At 39.7% G+C, this 17,989-nt stretch carries 14 protein-coding genes and 1 tRNA gene; 14 read left to right on the forward strand and 1 reads right to left on the reverse strand.

Going from position 1 to position 17,989, the window contains the following annotated elements; translation table 11 throughout:
• Window positions 1-23 precede the first annotated feature (23 nt).
• Window positions 24-1,340: a pyridine nucleotide-disulfide oxidoreductase gene (locus AXK38_03205; GenBank protein AMH88318.1), complete on the reverse strand. Its 1,317-nt coding sequence runs from the start codon at window positions 1,338-1,340 to the stop codon at window positions 24-26.
• A gap of 329 nt (window positions 1,341-1,669) precedes the next feature.
• Between AXK38_03205 and AXK38_03210 the strand changes: the two genes are divergently transcribed.
• The 14 genes from AXK38_03210 (at window position 1,670) to AXK38_03275 (ending at window position 17,247) form a co-directional block, all read left to right on the forward strand.
• Window positions 1,670-3,235, forward strand: coding sequence for an RNA helicase (locus AXK38_03210; GenBank protein ID AMH88319.1), 1,566 nt, complete (start codon window positions 1,670-1,672; stop codon window positions 3,233-3,235).
• Window positions 3,236-3,513: 278 nt separating this feature from the next.
• Complete coding sequence (locus AXK38_03215; protein AMH88320.1) at window positions 3,514-4,302, forward strand: transcriptional repressor CodY; 789 nt, start codon at window positions 3,514-3,516, stop codon at window positions 4,300-4,302.
• A complete protein-coding gene (locus AXK38_03220) occupies window positions 4,302-4,877 on the forward strand; it encodes an isochorismatase (protein AMH88321.1) in 576 nt (191 codons plus the stop codon). Before AXK38_03215 ends, AXK38_03220 begins: the two co-directional genes overlap by 1 nt.
• 80 nt (window positions 4,878-4,957) lie before the next feature.
• Window positions 4,958-5,043: transfer RNA gene (locus AXK38_03225), tRNA-Leu, on the forward strand.
• 141 nt (window positions 5,044-5,184) lie between these two features.
• Window positions 5,185-6,462, forward strand: coding sequence for a peptide ABC transporter permease (locus AXK38_03230; GenBank protein AMH88322.1), 1,278 nt, complete (start codon window positions 5,185-5,187; stop codon window positions 6,460-6,462).
• A gap of 118 nt (window positions 6,463-6,580) precedes the next feature.
• Entirely contained in the window at window positions 6,581-7,228 is a 648-nt protein-coding gene (locus tag AXK38_03235) for a multidrug ABC transporter ATP-binding protein (GenBank protein AMH88323.1), read from the forward strand.
• 55 nt (window positions 7,229-7,283) lie between these two features.
• Window positions 7,284-8,663 carry a peptide ABC transporter permease gene (locus AXK38_03240; protein AMH88324.1) on the forward strand — a complete coding sequence of 460 codons (1,380 nt, stop codon included), beginning with the start codon at window positions 7,284-7,286 and terminating at the stop codon, window positions 8,661-8,663.
• Window positions 8,664-8,805: 142 nt separating this feature from the next.
• Window positions 8,806-9,462, forward strand: coding sequence for a two-component system response regulator (locus tag AXK38_03245; protein ID AMH88325.1), 657 nt, complete (start codon window positions 8,806-8,808; stop codon window positions 9,460-9,462).
• The gene (locus tag AXK38_03250) at window positions 9,459-10,787 is read left to right on the forward strand and encodes a histidine kinase (GenBank protein ID AMH88326.1); all 1,329 of its coding nucleotides are present in this window, start codon (window positions 9,459-9,461) and stop codon (window positions 10,785-10,787) included. The genes AXK38_03245 and AXK38_03250 overlap by 4 nt, the downstream gene beginning before the upstream one ends.
• Before the next feature lie 140 nt (window positions 10,788-10,927).
• A complete protein-coding gene (locus tag AXK38_03255; protein AMH88327.1) occupies window positions 10,928-11,809 on the forward strand; it encodes a fructose-bisphosphate aldolase in 882 nt (293 codons plus the stop codon).
• Between the two features lie 216 nt (window positions 11,810-12,025).
• Window positions 12,026-14,248 (forward strand): hypothetical protein, encoded by a 2,223-nt coding sequence (locus AXK38_03260; protein ID AMH89617.1) that lies wholly within the window; start codon window positions 12,026-12,028, stop codon window positions 14,246-14,248.
• A gap of 399 nt (window positions 14,249-14,647) precedes the next feature.
• Window positions 14,648-15,640: a sugar ABC transporter ATP-binding protein gene (locus AXK38_03265; protein AMH88328.1), complete on the forward strand. Its 993-nt coding sequence runs from the start codon at window positions 14,648-14,650 to the stop codon at window positions 15,638-15,640.
• Window position 15,641: 1 nt separating this feature from the next.
• On the forward strand, window positions 15,642-16,460 hold the full coding sequence (locus AXK38_03270) for an antibiotic ABC transporter permease (GenBank protein ID AMH88329.1): 819 nt from the start codon (window positions 15,642-15,644) through the stop codon (window positions 16,458-16,460).
• A 1-nt stretch (window position 16,461) separates the two neighbouring features.
• Complete coding sequence (locus AXK38_03275) at window positions 16,462-17,247, forward strand: multidrug ABC transporter permease (protein AMH88330.1); 786 nt, start codon at window positions 16,462-16,464, stop codon at window positions 17,245-17,247.
• Window positions 17,248-17,989: the final 742 nt, after the last annotated feature.

The raw sequence follows: 17,989 nt of genomic DNA on the forward strand, positions 1-17,989 counted from the left end.
GTTCGATACGATTAAATCTTAACTTAAATCGCAAACAAGTCATTCAAGTTCTCAGCCAAGGTTGGGTGAGTGAAGATTTGTTTTGTGAAGTAAGTGTAAGGAATCTTGTTGTCCATAGCAACAGTGATGATGTTGATGATTTCTTGAGAACCTTCTGAGAAGATGCTTGCTCCAAGAATTTCTTTTGTTTCAGTATTGACAACAGCTTTGAAGGCTCCGCGAAGGTCTCCATTTACGTGACCGCGAGGCATTGCTGCAACAGGGATTTCCTTCACTGCGTATGGAAGTTTCAAATCAGCAGCTTGGCTTTCAGTCAAACCGACTTGTGAAAGTGCAGGTGTGATGAACATAGTGTTTGGTACATTGAGACGGTCTTCAAGTGTGTAGCTACCATCTCCAGCAAGGTAGCTGTAAACAACACGGAAGTCATCAAGTGAAATGTAAGTAAATTGAAGGCCACCGTTGACATCTCCAACTGCAAAGACACCAGGAACGTTTGTTTGACAATGTTTGTCTACTTTAATAGCACCACGTTCAGTTAGTTCAATATCTGTATTTTCAAGTTGAAGTGGTTCTACATTTGGTTTGCGTCCAGTTGAGTAGAGAAGGGCGTCGAAACGGTAAGTTTCGTTTTCAGTTACAAGGAGTACTTGGTCACCATCGTTTTTGATTTCAGTAGTGCGGATATTTTGAAGTAATTCAATACCGTCTTCTTCCATGTATTGTTTAGCAAGAGCTGCGATGGAAGGTTCTGCACGAGGTAGGAAAGTATCCAAGGCATCTAGAACTGTAACCTTGCTTCCAAGTTTATTGTAAAGACCAGCAAATTCAAGACCGATATTTCCGCCACCAAGGACACCAAGTTTTTCAGGCAATTTGTCCAAGTTTTGGATACCTGTTGAGTCAAAGACATTTTTGCTTGTAGCAAGTCCTGGAATTGGCAAGACGTTTGAAACAGCACCAGTGTTGATGACGATTGTTTCAGCGGTCAGTTCTTTCTTTTCATCACCAGCTTGGATTTCGATGACTTTATTTGAAAGGAAGTGAGCTTCCGCATCAAAGATATCCACGCCTGTACCTGCGACAGTAGCATAGTTTTTACCATTGAGGCGACCAGTGATAGTGTTTTTGGTAGCAATCACTTCTTCAAAAGACAAGTCTTTCTCAGCAGCAACTAGCAAAGTTTTAGTTGGGATACAACCAATGTTGATACAAGTTCCACCGTACATAGCTTTGCTACGTTCAACGAGGGCAACTTTTTTGCCAGCTGAAGCCAATTTACCAGCTAGTGTTTTACCAGCTTTACCAAATCCGATAACGATTAAATCATAAGTTAACATTTAGAATTCCTCCTTTTCGACTTTCATTCTAGCACAAGAAAAAAACTTTTGCACAATTCTGCTACGCTTTAAAAAAGTTAATGAAATAGTGGAAATTTTATCTTCATTTTCTAAGGAAAATCGTTTACATGACTTTATCGACGGATTTAACTATCTTTTGCTCTGGTCTTGTGTTATACTAGATAGGTTGCAAAGAAAACAGTACTTTTCTTTTGTGGAAAAGAAGCAACACGATTTTGTATCCAGTATATGAAAATACGTCATAAAAAGAAAAGTATAAAATAAGCCCTATAGGGTGGCTTCGCACCACCTTTAGAAAGAAGAAAAACGTGAAATTTAATGAATTAAACTTGTCTGCTGATTTGCTAGCAGAGATTGAAAAAGCTGGTTTTGTAGAAGCTAGTCCGATCCAAGAACAAACTATTCCCTTGGCCCTTGAAGGTAAGGACGTTATCGGTCAAGCACAGACTGGTACAGGGAAAACTGCAGCCTTTGGCTTGCCAACCCTTGAAAAAATTCGTACAGAAGAAGCAACCATCCAAGCCTTGGTCATCGCTCCAACTCGTGAACTCGCTGTCCAAAGTCAAGAGGAACTCTTCCGCTTTGGTCGTAGCAAGGGAGTGAAAGTACGCTCAGTATATGGTGGATCAAGCATTGAAAAACAAATTAAGGCTCTTAAATCTGGTGCCCATATCGTGGTGGGAACACCTGGTCGCCTTTTGGACTTGATTAAACGCAAGGCCTTGAAATTACAAGATATTGAAACGCTCATCCTTGACGAAGCGGATGAAATGCTCAACATGGGCTTCCTTGAAGACATCGAAGCTATTATTTCTCGTGTCCCTGAAAGCCGTCAAACCTTACTTTTCTCAGCAACTATGCCAGATGCTATCAAACGTATTGGTGTTCAGTTTATGAAAGAACCTGAACATGTGAAGATTGCTGCCAAGGAATTGACAACAGAATTGGTTGACCAATACTACATCCGTGTTAAAGAACAAGAAAAATTTGATACCATGACACGTCTCATGGATGTGGAACAACCAGAACTTGCTATCGTATTTGGCCGTACCAAACGCCGTGTGGATGAATTGACTCGTGGTCTTAAAATTCGTGGCTTCCGTGCAGAAGGGATTCATGGAGACCTAGACCAAAACAAACGTCTTCGTGTCCTTCGTGACTTTAAAAACGGTAACCTTGATGTTTTGGTTGCGACAGACGTGGCAGCGCGTGGTTTGGATATTTCAGGTGTGACCCATGTCTATAACTACGATATTCCACAAGATCCTGAAAGTTATGTTCACCGTATCGGTCGTACAGGTCGTGCTGGTAAGTCAGGTCAATCGATTACCTTTGTTGCTCCAAATGAAATGGGCTACCTTCAAATTATTGAAAACTTGACTAAGAAACGTATGAAAGGTCTCAAACCTGCAAGTGCAGAAGAAGCCTTCCAAGCAAAAAAACATGTAGCTCTCAAGAAAATTGAACGTGATTTTGCAGATGAGACTATCCGTGCCAACTTTGAGAAATTTGGTAAGGATGCTCGTAAGCTAGCTGCCGAATTTACTCCAGAAGAATTGGCTATGTATATCTTGAGTCTGACTGTTCAAGATCCGGATAGCCTTCCAGAAGTGGAGATTGCACGTGAAAAACCACTGCCATTTAAACCATCAGGTAATGGCTTCGGTGGTAAAACTAAGGGAGGTCGTCGTGGAGATGACCGTCGTGATAATCGCCGTGGCAATGGTCGTCGTGATGATTTCAAAAAAGGAAGTCGTGGCAATGATCGTTTTGATAAAGACAGACGTTACCGTAATAAAGACAATAAAAAACCACGCAATACTTCAAGCGAAAAGCAAACAGGCTTTGTTATTCGTAACAAGGGCGACAAATAAGAAAAAGCGGTTCAAAATGAATCGCTTTTTTATATAAGGAGACCAAGGGTGAAAGAAGATGGTGATAGCAAAGGATAGGTGAAATGGAAAGGTATTATCCATCCAACTTCTTATGATAATATGATATCAAAAATAAATTAGTTTGTCAATGATAAAAATCTATTTTTCTAAAATATTTCAGCTAGTCTAAATTGCAATTAAATAAGCAATTTTCAGATAATAATTGAAAATTCAAGCTTTTTATGTTATAATGATAGCGATTAAATTCGAGGTGAAAAATGGCACATTTATTAGAAAAAACAAGAAAAATTACTTCTATCCTGAAGCGCTCGGAGGAGCAGTTGCAGGAAGAACTTCCCTACAATGCGATTACGCGTCAACTGGCAGATATTATTGATTGTAATGCTTGTATCGTAAATAGCAAGGGACGTCTCCTTGGCTATTTTATGCGTTATAAAACCAATACGGATCGTGTAGAGCAGTTCTTCCAAACTAAGATTTTCCCAGATGACTACATTCAAGGTGCGAACATGATTTACGATACAGAAGCAAATCTGACAGTTGATCATGATTTGAGTATTTTCCCTGTAGAGAGTCGTTCGGATTTTCCAGATGGCTTGACAACCATTGCACCGATTCATGTATCAGGGATTCGCCTTGGTTCTTTGATTATTTGGCGCAATGATAAAAAATTCGAAGATGAGGATTTGATCCTTGTTGAGATTGCCAGTACCGTTGTTGGGATTCAACTCCTCAACTTCCAGCGTGAAGAAGATGAGAAAAATATCCGTCGCCGTACTGCTGTCACCATGGCGGTTAACACCCTTTCTTATTCCGAACTTCGTGCTGTTTCAGCGATTTTAGGGGAATTAAATGGAAATGAAGGGCAGTTGACTGCGTCTGTGATTGCAGACCGTATCGGAATTACCCGTTCTGTGATTGTCAATGCTCTTCGTAAACTTGAGTCTGCAGGGATTATTGAAAGTCGCTCACTTGGAATGAAGGGAACCTATCTTAAGGTCTTGATTTCAGATATTTTTGAAGAAGTGAAGAAAAGAGATTACTAATGACTAAAGCTTTGATTTCGATTGATTATACAGAAGATTTTGTTGCCGACAGTGGTAAATTGACAGCAGGTGCTCCAGCTCAAGCTATTTCGGAAGCCATTAGTAAGGTGACTCGGTTAGCTTTTGAACGCGGAGATTACATCTTCTTTACTATCGATGCTCATGAAGAAAACGATTGTTTCCATCCAGAAAGCAAGCTATTTCCTCCTCACAATTTGATTGGGACTAGTGGACGCAATTTATACGGAGATTTGGGTACATTTTATCAAGAGCATGGTTCAGACAGTCGTGTCTTTTGGATGGATAAACGCCATTACTCAGCTTTTTCAGGGACTGACCTGGATATCCGCTTGAGAGAGCGTCGAATTTCTACAGTTATCTTAACAGGGGTTTTGACCGATATCTGTGTCCTACATACAGCTATAGATGCCTATAATCTAGGATATGATATCGAGATTGTTCAACCAGCCGTTGCTTCTATCTGGCCTGAAAATCATCAATTTGCTCTAGGCCATTTCAAAAATACACTTGGAGCTAAGTTAGTAGATGAGAAGCTAAATGAAATTTCAGAGTAATTTAGTTGGTGAAATGAAAAAAATTTGAAAAAAGTGTTGACAAGAGTCCTAAAAGTTGATATACTAGTAAAGTAATCGACGCGGGGATGGCGGAATTGGCAGACGCGCAGGACTAAGGATCCTGTGACCGCTTTAGGTCGTGAGGGTTCAAGTCCCTCTCTCCGCATAGGATAAGAGTTAGTTTAGGCTAGCTCTTTTGTTTTCATCTAATTCAAGTAGAGCAAAAAAATTTTTGCTCTTTTTTTTGTATTTCATAAACATTTCATATTTGGATTTTATAATAGTCTTACAAATATGGAGGTGACAAATGAATCCAATCCAAAGAGCTTGGGCTTATGTCAGCAGAAAACGACTGAGAAGTTTTATTTTATTTCTGATTTTATTGGTTCTCTTGGCCGGAATTTCAGCCTGTTTGACTCTGATGAAGTCCAACAAAACAGTTGAAACCAATCTTTACAAATCACTCAATACATCTTTTTCTATTAAGAAGATAGAAAATGGTCAGACCTTCAAGTTGTCAGACCTAGCATCTGTAAGCAAGATTAAGGGACTGGAAAATGTCTCTCCTGAACTGGAGACGGTCGCAAAATTAAAAGACAAGGAAGCGGTGAGTGGCGAGCAGAGCGTGGAGCGTGATGATTTATCAGCTGCAGACAAGAACTTGGTTAGCTTGACAGCTCTTGAGGATTCATCCAAGGATGTGACCTTTACCAGTTCGGCTTTCAATCTAAAAGAAGGGCGACACCTTCAAAAAGGGGATTCCAAGAAAATCTTGATCCACGAAGAGTTGGCCAAGAAGAACGGTCTTTCGCTTCATGACAAGCTTCGCTTGGATGCTGGACAGTCAGAATCTGGCAAAGGACAAACAGTAGAATTTGAGATTGTCGGCATCTTCTCTGGTAAAAAACAAGAGAAATTTACAGGCTTGTCTTCAGACTTCAGTGAAAACCAGATCTTTACAGACTATGAAAGTAGCCAAATCCTTTTGGGAAATAGTGAACCTCAAGTCAGTGCAGCTCACTTCTATGTAGAAAATCCTAAGGAAATGGATGGACTTATGAAGCAGGTGGAAAACTTGGCCTTGGAAAATCAAGGCTATCAAGTTGAAAAGGAAAACAAGGCTTTTGAACAAATCAAAGACTCAGTTGCAACCTTCCAAACTTTTCTGACCATCTTCCTTTATGGGATGTTGATAGCTGGAGCTGGGGCCTTAATTTTGGTTTTGTCTCTCTGGTTGAGAGAAAGGGTCTACGAAGTGGGAATTTTACTTGCACTTGGAAAAGGCAAGAGCTCGATTTTCCTACAATTCTGTTTAGAGGTAGTTTTGGTATCTCTCGGAGCTTTGCTTCCAGCATTTGTTGCAGGAAACGCCATTACATCCTATCTGCTCCAAACTCTACTAGCCAGTGGAGATCAGGCAAGCTTACAAGATACACTAGCCAAAGCAAGTAGTCTATCAACCAGCACCCTATCTTTTGCAGAATCCTATGTTTTTCTAGTTCTGCTTAGTTGCTTATCTGTAGCCCTTTGTTTCCTATTCTTATTTAGAAAATCACCTAAGGAAATTTTATCATCTATTAGTTAATACTCTTCGAAAATCAAATTTAAACCGTGTCAGCTTCGCCTTGCCGTACTCAAGTACAGCCTGCGGCTAGCTTCCTAGTTTAATCTTTGATTTTCATTGAGTATAAGAAGGAGAAATCATGACTTTATTACAATTACAAGATGTTACCTACCGTTATAAGAACACTGCTGAAGCAGTCCTATATCAGATCAATTATAATTTTGAACCCGGGAAATTTTACAGTATTATTGGTGAGTCAGGAGCAGGAAAATCTACACTCTTGTCCCTACTTGCTGGTCTAGATAGTCCTGTTGAAGGTTCTATCCTTTTCCAAGGAGAGGACATTCGTAAGAAGGGCTATTCTTACCATCGCATGCACCATATTTCCCTGGTCTTTCAAAATTATAACTTGATAGATTATCTTTCTCCACTGGAAAATATCCGCTTGGTCAATAAAAAGGCAAGCAAGGATACACTGCTTGAGCTTGGTTTGGATGAAAGTCAGATTAAGCGGAATGTTCTCCAGTTATCAGGTGGTCAACAACAACGTGTTGCCATTGCTCGTAGTTTGGTCTCAGAAGCTCCAGTTATTCTAGCAGATGAGCCAACAGGAAATCTGGACCCTAAAACTGCTGGAGATATTGTCGAACTGCTCAAATCACTTGCCCAGAAAACAGGTAAATGTGTCATCGTCGTAACTCACAGCAAAGAAGTGGCGCAAGCGTCAGATATTACACTTGAGTTGAAGGACAAGAAACTGACTGAAACTCGCAATACGACGAAATAATATGAGCTTTTTCTATTAGAATTATAAAATAGAACAACATCTAGAAAGGGAACCTATGTTACACAACGCATTTGCCTATGTTACAAGGAAGTTTTTCAAATCGATTGTTATCTTCCTGATTATTCTCCTCATGGCGAGCTTGAGTTTGGTCGGCTTGTCGATCAAGGGAGCTACTGCCAAGGCTTCTCAGGAGACCTTTAAAAATATCACCAACAGCTTCTCCATGCAAATCAATCGTCGCGTCAATCAAGGAACGCCACGTGGTGCTGGGAATATTAAAGGTGAAGATATCAAAAAAATCACCGAAAACAAGGCCATCGAGTCTTATGTTAAGCGCATCAACGCTATCGGAGATTTGACTGGATATGAACTTATCGAAACTCCAGAAACCAAGAAAAATCTGACACCTGATCGTGCTAAACATTTTGGAAGTAGCTTGATGATTACAGGTGTCAATGACTCTTCTAAAGAAGACAAGTTTGTCTCTGGTTCTTATAAGCTGGTCGAAGGAGAGCACCTAACAAACGACGACAAGGACAAGATCCTCCTGCACAAGGACTTGGCAGCCAAACACGGCTGGAAAGTAGGGGACAAGGTCAAACTAGACTCTAATATCTACGATGCAGACAATGAAAAAGGAGCCAAGGAAACAGTCGAAGTGACAATCAAGGGACTCTTTGATGGTCATAATAAGTCAGCAGTAACCTACTCACAAGAACTATACGAGAACACAGCTATCACAGACATCCATACAGCTGCTAAACTTTATGGATACACAGAAGACACAGCTATTTATGGGGACGCAACCTTCTTTGTAACAGCAGACAAGAACTTGGATGACGTCATGAAAGAGTTGAATGGTATCAGTGGTATTAACTGGAAGAGCTACACACTCGTTAAGAGCTCATCTAACTACCCAGCTCTTGAGCAATCCATCTCTGGTATGTACAAGATGGCCAACCTCCTCTTCTGGGGTAGCTTGAGCTTCTCAGTTCTTCTCCTAGCCCTCTTGCTCAGCCTTTGGATTAACGCTCGTCGCAAGGAAGTGGGAATTCTCCTCTCTATCGGTCTTAAGCAGGCAAGTATCTTGGGTCAATTCATCACCGAATCCATCTTGATTGCCATTCCTGCTCTTGTTTCTGCTTACTTCTTAGCTACTTACACAGCGCGTGCAATCGGAAACACCGTTCTTGCCAATGTCACTTCAGGTGTTGCCAAGCAAGCCAGCAAGGCAGCTCAAGCCTCTAACCTTGGTGGTGGTGCAGAAGTAGATGGCTTTAGCAAGACCTTGTCGAGCCTAGATATTTCCATTCAGACATCAGACTTTATCATCGTCTTTGTCCTTGCCTTGGTTCTAGTGGTTCTCGTTATGGCGCTTGCTTCAAGCAATCTTCTTAGAAAACAACCAAAAGAACTCTTGCTGGATAGCGAATAACAAACTTGCTACCTATTCTCCCCTAAATGGAGTATAATATAGGTAGCATTTTTATCTATTTTATCTTGATAAGGCCTCTTTCTTTCAGGATGAACTTGAGATGATTTACAAGAAATTTAAAGGAATGTGAAACGTTTTTTCTATGAAAATTTTAATTGTAGAAGATGAAGAGATGATCCGTGAGGGTATCAGTGATTATTTGACGGATTGTGGTTATGAAACCATTGAGGCTGCAGATGGGCAAGAAGCTTTAGAAAAATTTTCCAGCTATGAAGTAGCCTTGGTTTTACTGGATATTCAGATGCCCAAGCTCAACGGTCTAGAAGTCCTAGCTGAGATTCGTAAAACCAGTCAGGTGCCTGTATTGATGCTGACAGCCTTTCAGGATGAAGAATACAAGATGAGTGCCTTTGCCTCTCTGGCAGATGGCTATCTGGAAAAACCTTTTTCCCTCTCCCTCTTAAAAGTAAGGGTGGACGCGATTTTCAAGCGCTATTATGATACGGGACGAATCTTCTCCTATAAGGATACCAAGGTGGACTTTGAGAGCTACAGTGCAAGCCTAGCAGGTCAAGAAGTGGCTATCAATGCCAAAGAATTGGAAATTCTGGACTATCTGGTAAAAAATGAAGGAAGGGCCTTGACCCGATCTCAGATAATCGATGCTGTCTGGAAAGCGACAGATGAGGTTCCCTTTGACCGCGTCATTGATGTCTATATCAAGGAATTGCGGAAAAAGCTAGACTTGGACTGTATCCTCACTGTGCGCAATGTTGGTTATAAATTGGAGCGAAAATGAAACGAACAGGTTTATTTACAAAGATATTTATCTATACCTTCTCGATTTTTAGTGTTCTGGTTATTTGCCTTCATTTGGCCATTTATTTTCTTTTTCCCTCGACTTATCTGAGCCATCGTCAGGAAAGCATTGGTCAAAAAGCGACAGCCATTGCCCAGTCCCTTGACGGAAAGGATAGGCAGAGTATCGAGCAAGTGTTAGACTTGTATTCCCAGACCAGTGATATCAAAGGGTCTGTTAAGGGTGAGATGACTGAGGACAAGTTAGAGGTTAAGGATAATTTTCCACTAGATACAGCTCGCCAGACAACTTCACTCTTCATTGAAGAACGCGAGGTGAAAACACAGGACGGTGGCACCATGACTCTCCAGTTTCTAGCTTCCATGGATTTGCAAAAGGAAGCAGAGCAAATCAGTCTCCAGTTTCTTCCCTATACCTTGCTGGCCTCTTTTCTGATTTCCCTCTTGGTAGCCTACATATATGCTCGGACTATTGCTGCCCCGATTTTGGAAATCAAGCGGGTGACCCGTCGGATGATGGAACTGGATGCCCAAGTGCGATTACGTGTGGATTCTAAGGATGAGATTGGTGATCTCAAGGAACAAATCAATAGCCTCTACCAGCATCTTTTGACTGTTATTGCGGACTTGCATGACAAGAATGAAGCTATTCTCCAGCTGGAAAAGATGAAGGTCGAATTCCTACGAGGGGCTTCTCATGAATTGAAAACACCGCTGGCTAGTTTGAAAATCCTGATCGAAAACATGAAAGAAAATGTCGGGCGTTATAAGGATAGAGACCACTATCTGGGAGTTGCCTTAGGAATTGTGGATGAACTTAATCACCATGTTCTCCAGATACTTTCTCTCTCGTCTGTGCAGGAATTGCGAGATGATAGGGAACAAATTGACTTATACCATATGACGCAAAGTCTGGTTAAGGATTATGCCTTGCTCGCCAAGGAAAGAGAACTCCAGATAGCCAATAGTTTGACCCATCAGCAGGCTTGTCTAAACCCATCTGTCATGAAATTAATTCTTTCTAACCTCATCAGCAATGCTATTAAGCACTCTGTTCCAGGTGGTCTGGTTGGCATTGGAGAAAGAGAAGGAGAACTCTTTATCGAGAATAGCTGTAGCCCAGAAGAACAAGAAAAACTAGCCCAGTCTTTTTCTGACAATGCTAGTCGCAAGGCCAAAGGGTCTGGGATGGGGCTCTTTGTGGTTAAGAGTTTATTAGAACATGAAAAATTACCTTATCGTTTTGAGATGCAGGAGAATCGTTTAACCTTCTTTATAGCTATTCCAAAAGTCGCTCAAGACTAGGGAGAGAAAGGGTTTACATAGATGGCGCTAGAAGAAATTCAATCGAAACTACGGGAAAAACTAGATTTTTTTGTCAAAAAGTGATAAAATGAACAATGTAAATGGGATGACCCATAAAAATATACAGGAGGCCTGATAAAATGGCAATCGTTTCAGCAGAAAAATTTGTCCAAGCAGCTCGTGACAATGGTTATGCAGTTGGTGGATTTAACACAAACAACCTTGAGTGGACTCAAGCTATCTTGCGTGCAGCAGAAGCTAAAAAAGCTCCAGTTTTGATCCAAACTTCAATGGGTGCTGCTAAATACATGGGTGGTTACAAAGTTGCTCGCAACTTGATCGCTAACCTTGTTGAATCAATGGGTATCACTGTACCAGTAGCTATCCACCTTGACCACGGTCACTACGAAGATGCACTTGAGTGTATCGAAGTTGGTTACACTTCAATCATGTTTGACGGTTCACACCTTCCAGTTGAAGAAAACCTTAAATTGGCTAAAGAAGTTGTTGAAAAAGCACACGCTAAAGGTATCTCAGTAGAAGCTGAAGTTGGTACTATCGGTGGTGAAGAAGACGGAATCATCGGTAAAGGTGAATTGGCTCCAATCGAAGACGCTAAAGCAATGGTTGAAACTGGAATTGACTTCTTGGCAGCTGGTATCGGTAACATCCACGGTCCTTACCCAGCAAACTGGGAAGGTCTTGACCTTGATCACTTGCAAAAATTGACAGAAGCTCTTCCAGGATTCCCAATCGTATTGCACGGTGGATCAGGTATTCCTGATGAGCAAATCCAAGCAGCTATCAAACTTGGTGTTGCGAAAGTTAACGTTAACACTGAATGCCAAATCGCATTCGCTAACGCAACTCGTAAATTTGCTCGTGACTACGAAGCAAACGAAGCAGAATACGACAAGAAAAAACTCTTCGACCCACGTAAATTCTTGGCTGACGGTGTAAAAGCTATCCAAGCATCAGTTGAAGAACGTATCGACGTATTCGGTTCAGAAGGTAAAGCTTAATCTAGCTGAATAATACAGATGAAACCTGCCCATTGGGTGGGTTTTTTGGTGTGGGAAAAATATATGATATAGACTTTGTATTATGCCTTTGATACAATTAATTTAGCTTAAAGGTAAATATCAAGTTTTTTAATATGTGGTAATATATAGTTTTAAAACTTAATAAAGTTACTAGCTAGTTTTAGTATATTAGAATTATTGAGGTTGATGTTAGAGATGAAAGATAATATCGTGAGTTTTTTTCAGTATTTTTTATGGAAAAGAAAAATTAAAGAGGTCCATACTCACAATGAGGCTAGTGTTAGAAGAGTGTTTAGGTCTATTGCACAGAATGGATTTGATTATTATGGTGAGTCAGTACCTTATGGACGGGCTAAGTGGTTTATTGAGTCAGAAAAAGAATTTTATAATGAATTTTCTAATACTGAATTTGAATATTTTGGTTATTCTCCAGTTAGAAGTTTAAAGGAAGAAGATTTCAAAGAATATGGTTTACTCTTGACTCAGTATGGAATTTTCGAAAAAATACAAATCAAGGATCAAGAAAGGTGTAATGTACAATTTTTTCCATTTTCCAATTTATGGAAAGTAGAGGTAGATGACAATGATCAGTTAGCATTTTACTATCCATATGGGATTATTAAACGTTTGAATGTCTCGAATAGTTTGAACTATGTTGTTAGGGAATTGAATGAATTGATTGCCTCGGGTTATACAAATGATGTACAAGTTGAAAATTTAAACACACAGTTATTAAAAATTGGTAAAAAGAATGTTAATTCAACTACCTTTAGAAGAGGAACTGAAATAGGAGTTGTTTCTTGGTTTTTATTAAGTGTTGGTGATAGATTGCATAAAGCTCAAATAAATGCAATGGTTAGCGCTCCTTCAGGCCATGGACATGCAGCTGAGTTTGCAAATAATCTAATGGATAAGATTAAATATCCATTCCACCATGTAAGACAAACAGGTCAAGATAATGCAAAAAATGGTGCGGATAGAATGGTTGGAAATCAAAAAATTCAAACTAAGTACTATAACAATGCTAGAGGTACTGTAAATGCAGCTTTTGAATCTAAAAACGATGGAGGGATGTATAAGTATAATGGAATGCAATTGGAAGTTCCTAAAGATCAATATGATAAAGCAGTAGAGTTATTTGAAGAAAAAATTAGACAAGGTAAAGTTGAAGGAGTTAATAATCCAGCTGAGGCAAAAAATATCATCAGAAAAGGTCATATTACCTATAATGAAGCAAAATTGATAGCTAAAGGAGGTAATTTGACCTCTATTAAATTTGATGCAATTGATGGAGCTATTAATTCATTACCAGGTGTAGGTATAAGCTTTGTTATTGTCTTTTCTCAGGCTAAATGGTCGGGTGCAGAAACCAAAGATGCGGCTCTAATGGCTGGTAAAGCAGGATTACGAACCCTAGCTATGGGAACTAGTATCTATGTTGCGTCACAGCAATTTGCAAAAATATTTACAAAACAAATTAATGATTATTTTGGAAAAAAAATTACAGCTGAAGTTGTTGCAAGACGAGCTGCACCAGTGATATCGTTCGCTATTATTATGGGTCCAGATATTTTTGAAGCGCTTGTTGGAAGAATTTCTTCCCAGCAGTTATTAAAAAATGCAGCAGTTGCTGGGGGCGGTATGATGGCAGGAGCTGGTGCAGGTGCAGTTGGTGGTGCAATTGCTGGGCCAATAGGAGCATTTGCAGGTGCGATTATAGGAGGAATTGCAGGAGGAATAGGAGCAAAAGCAATTGCGGATCAATTCATAGAAGATGATCGTGTGGAAATGTTTGCTCAATTAAAAGAAGAGTTTATTGATATTGTAATGGTTATTTCGCTATCTCAGAAGGAATTTAATAAAATTCAAGAAGATGTCTTTAATGAACAATTGGAAAGTTTACTGAAGGACATGTTCCAGCAGAAAGAAAATAGTCGAACTTATGCAAAAGAGTTTGTTGAGGAAAAAGTTAAATCTGTCATAAAAGATAGAAAACGAGTTGAATTGAAGGAAATTATTGAGGCAGTTCAAGTAATAAATGATGTTCAAGACTCATCGGAATCAGGATGGACACAAAATGATGGTGCTTGGTACTATCTAAATAATAGCGGTTCTTTAGCAAGGGGGTGGATTCAAGATAATGAACATTGGTACTATCTAAGTGAAGATGGAGCTCTGGTAACAGGTTGGTTTCAATATAATGATGTCTGGTATTACTTGAAAGATAATGGCGCTATGGCGACAGGTTGGATTCAAGATTCAGGGAAATGGTATTATTTAAATGAAGACGGATCAATGGTAACAGGTTGGTACCAAGTTGGCGAAACATGGTATTATTCATATTCTTCAGGAGAACTCGCAGTTAATACTACCATAGACGGGTATAGAGTTAATGAAAATGGGGAATGTGTTGATTAAATTGAATATGTGAGGTAAAATCATTTTTAATACTAGCCTGCCCATGAGGTAGGGTGGGTTTTTTGGCGTTTTAAGGAGACTATTAAACCAGAATTTTGGACTAATACTCTTCGAAAATCTCTTCAAACCATCTACAACCTCAAAGCAGTGCTTTGAGCAACCTACGGCTAGCTTTCTAGTTTGCTCTTTGATTTTCATTGAGTATAAAATACCACTTTAAGAGAAAAATTTTCAATTTCATAACCTATAGGCAAACGCTTGCATTCTATTTTTTATTGGATTATAATAGGTTGGTATAAAGCTTTCTGTAATAATATTGAGAAGGTGTAGAAAGTAAGGATTTAGAATATTTGTAGTAAAAAATACAATGTTGCTATTCCTTACCATAGGGAGATAGATATGGCAATGATAGAAGTGGAACATCTTCAGAAAAATTTTGTGAAGACTGTTAAGGAACCGGGCTTGAAGGGGGCTTTGCGCTCCTTTATTCATCCTGAAAAGCAGAGCTTTGAAGCGGTCAAGGATTTGACCTTTGAGGTACCCAAGGGCCAGATTCTAGGCTTTATCGGCGCAAATGGTGCTGGGAAGTCGACAACCATCAAAATGCTGACTGGGATTTTGAAACCGACATCTGGTTTTTGTCGGATTAACGGCAAGATTCCCCAGGACAATCGCCAAGATTATGTCAAGGATATTGGGGTGGTTTTTGGACAACGTACCCAGCTATGGTGGGATTTGGCGCTTCAAGAAACCTACACGGTTTTGAAAGAGATTTACGATGTGCCAGACTCGCTCTTCCATAAGCGTATGGACTTTTTGAATGAGGTCTTGGATTTGAAGGACTTTATCAAAGACCCCGTGCGGACTCTTTCACTGGGTCAACGGATGCGGGCGGATATTGCGGCTTCCTTGCTTCACAATCCCAAGGTCCTCTTTTTAGATGAGCCGACCATTGGTTTGGATGTATCGGTCAAGGATAATATTCGCCGCGCCATCACCCAGATCAATCAAGAGGAAGAAACAACCATTCTCTTGACCACTCACGATCTGAGTGACATTGAGCAACTTTGTGATCGGATTTTTATGATTGATAAGGGGCAGGAGATTTTTGATGGAACGGTGAGCCAGCTCAAGGAGACCTTTGGCAAGATGAAGACTCTATCCTTTGAATTAGTGCCAGGGCAAAGTCATCTCGCTTCTCACTATGAAGGCCTACCTGATATGTCTATTGATAGACAAGGAAATAGCCTCAACATTGAATTTGATAGTTCACGCTACCAGTCGGCGGACATTATCAAGCAAACTCTGTCTGATTTTGAAATCCGCGATTTGAAGATGGTGGATACGGATATTGAGGATATTATCCGTCGCTTCTACCGAAAGGAGCTCTAAGATGGCCAAATTGTGGAGACGTTATAAACCCTTTATCAATGCAGGGATTCAGGAGTTGATTACCTATCGAGTCAACTTTATTCTCTATCGGATTGGCGATGTCATGGGGGCTTTTGTTGCTTTTTATCTTTGGAAGGCTGTCTTTGATTCCTCTCAGGAGTCTTTAATTCAGGGCTTCAGCATGGCAGATATCACCCTTTACATCATCATGAGTTTTGTGACCAATCTCTTGACCAAGTCAGATAGCTCTTTTATGATTGGAGAGGAGGTCAAGGATGGCTCTATCATCATGCGTTTGTTGAGACCAGTGCATTTTGCGGCCTCCTATCTTTTTACCGAGCTTGGTTCCAAGTGGTTAATTTTTATCAGTGTCGGCTTTCCATTTTTAAGTGTCATTGTTTTGATGAAAATCTTATCTGGGCAAGGGATTGTAGAAGTGCTGGGCTTAACAGTCCTCTATCTTTTTAGCTTAACGCTAGCTTATCTGATTAACTTTTTCTTTAATATCTGCTTTGGATTTTCAGCCTTTGTGTTTAAAAATCTATGGGGTTCCAATCTCCTCAAAACTTCCATAGTGGCTTTTATGTCTGGAAGTTTGATTCCTTTGGTTTTCTTTCCAAAGGTTGTTGCAGATATTCTGTCCTTCCTGCCTTTTTCATCCTTGATTTACACTCCGGTCATGATTATCGTTGGGAAATACGATACCAATCAGATTCTTCAGGCGCTTTTGGTACAGTTTTTCTGGCTCTTAGTGATGGTGGGCTTGTCTCAGTTGATTTGGAAACGAGTCCAGTCATTCATTACCATTCAGGGAGGTTAGTATGAAAAAATATCAACGTATGCATCTGATTTTTATCAGACAATACATCAAACAAATCATGGAATACAAGGTGGATTTTGTGGTTGGTGTGCTGGGAGTTTTTCTAACTCAAGGCTTGAACCTCTTGTTTCTCAATGTCATTTTTCAACACATTCCATCACTAGAAGGTTGGACCTTTCAAGAAATCGCCTTTATCTATGGATTTTCCTTGATTCCCAAGGGACTGGACCATCTCTTTTTTGACAATCTCTGGGCGTTAGGGCAACGCTTGGTGCGAAAAGGTGAGTTTGACAAGTATCTGACTCGTCCTATCAATCCTCTCTTTCACATCCTCGTCGAGACCTTTCAGATTGATGCCTTGGGCGAACTATTGGTCGGTGGCATTTTACTAGGGATTACGGTGACTAGCATTGCTTGGACGCTTCCCAAATTCCTGCTTTTCCTAGTCTGTATTCCTTTTGCGACCTTGATTTATACTTCCTTGAAAATCGCGACAGCCAGCATAGCTTTTTGGACCAAGCAGTCAGGCGCCATGATCTACATTTTTTATATGTTTAATGACTTTGCTAAGTATCCGATTTCGATTTACAATTCGCTTCTTCGTTGGTTAATCAGTTTTATCGTGCCTTTTGCCTTTACGGCCTACTATCCTGCTAGCTATTTCTTGCAGAACAAGGATGTAATCTTTAACATCGGAGGTTTGATATTGATTTCCCTTGTTTTCTTTGTCATTTCCCTTAAACTTTGGGATAGGGGCTTGGATGCCTACGAAAGTGCAGGTTCGTAAATAATAGAATACCAAAGCCTTGTCTCAGGACAGGCTTTTTCTAATAGAGATGAAAATTCCTTGACATCTATCCTCATAGTGCTATGCTGTAAGTGTAATCGCCGATTTAGCTTATACTCTTCGAAAATCTCTTCAAACCACGTCAGCTTCCATCTGCAACCTCAAAACAGTGTTTTGAGCTGACTTCGTCAGTTCTATCTACAACCTAAAAGCAGTGCTTTTAGCAACCTGCGGCTAGCTTCCTAGTTTGTTCTTTGATTTTCATTGAGTATTAGTTGCTAGAGCAAAGTACTCGTAAAGCTTAGGTTATAGGTAGATAAACGACTGAGGATTTGAAAAAAATTAGATAAGTAGAAAATAACCGTTAAGCCTAGTTCTTATCGGTTATTTATGTTATTAAATAGCATTGTTATTGCATCAATTATGTCTATTTTTGTAATTATGGTAGTGGTTCAACTTGCTTGCTACTATTTTTGATGGTGTGAATGTGCTTATAATGTATCCCCGTTAAGTACGAAACTTTTGTATCATTTTTTAACACAGGTTAAAAATAAAATTAACAAACCTTAATTTTTCTTGACTTAAATTTTTTTAATTGATATACTATTTTTCAGAGAGCTAACAATTATATATAAATGTACTACTCTATTTCCTAGATAATACTTAGTAAAACTTTTTATAACAAAGGCTAGCAAAGTTAAAGTTTTTTATCTATTGGAAGTTAAATAAATATGTAAGGAAT

Origin of the sequence: Streptococcus mitis (assembly GCA_001560895.1) — a bacterium.
GTDB classification, from domain to species: Bacteria; Bacillota; Bacilli; order Lactobacillales; family Streptococcaceae; genus Streptococcus; species Streptococcus mitis_Q.

Bases quoted from the DNA above. Each gene is read 5' to 3' on its own strand.
- AXK38_03235 (AMH88323.1), top strand. From the start codon at position 6,581: ATGACTTTATTACAATTACAAGATGTTACCTACCGTTATAAGAACACT.
- AXK38_03205 (AMH88318.1), bottom strand. From the start codon at position 1,340: ATGTTAACTTATGATTTAATCGTTATCGGATTTGGTAAAGCTGGTAAA.
- AXK38_03260 (AMH89617.1), top strand. From the start codon at position 12,026: ATGAAAGATAATATCGTGAGTTTTTTTCAGTATTTTTTATGGAAAAGA.
- AXK38_03220 (AMH88321.1), top strand. From the start codon at position 4,302: ATGACTAAAGCTTTGATTTCGATTGATTATACAGAAGATTTTGTTGCC.
- AXK38_03255 (AMH88327.1), top strand. From the start codon at position 10,928: ATGGCAATCGTTTCAGCAGAAAAATTTGTCCAAGCAGCTCGTGACAAT.
- AXK38_03270 (AMH88329.1), top strand. From the start codon at position 15,642: ATGGCCAAATTGTGGAGACGTTATAAACCCTTTATCAATGCAGGGATT.
- AXK38_03240 (AMH88324.1), top strand. From the start codon at position 7,284: ATGTTACACAACGCATTTGCCTATGTTACAAGGAAGTTTTTCAAATCG.
- AXK38_03230 (AMH88322.1), top strand. From the start codon at position 5,185: ATGAATCCAATCCAAAGAGCTTGGGCTTATGTCAGCAGAAAACGACTG.
- AXK38_03215 (AMH88320.1), top strand. From the start codon at position 3,514: ATGGCACATTTATTAGAAAAAACAAGAAAAATTACTTCTATCCTGAAG.
- AXK38_03265 (AMH88328.1), top strand. From the start codon at position 14,648: ATGGCAATGATAGAAGTGGAACATCTTCAGAAAAATTTTGTGAAGACT.
- AXK38_03245 (AMH88325.1), top strand. From the start codon at position 8,806: ATGAAAATTTTAATTGTAGAAGATGAAGAGATGATCCGTGAGGGTATC.
- AXK38_03250 (AMH88326.1), top strand. From the start codon at position 9,459: ATGAAACGAACAGGTTTATTTACAAAGATATTTATCTATACCTTCTCG.
- AXK38_03275 (AMH88330.1), top strand. From the start codon at position 16,462: ATGAAAAAATATCAACGTATGCATCTGATTTTTATCAGACAATACATC.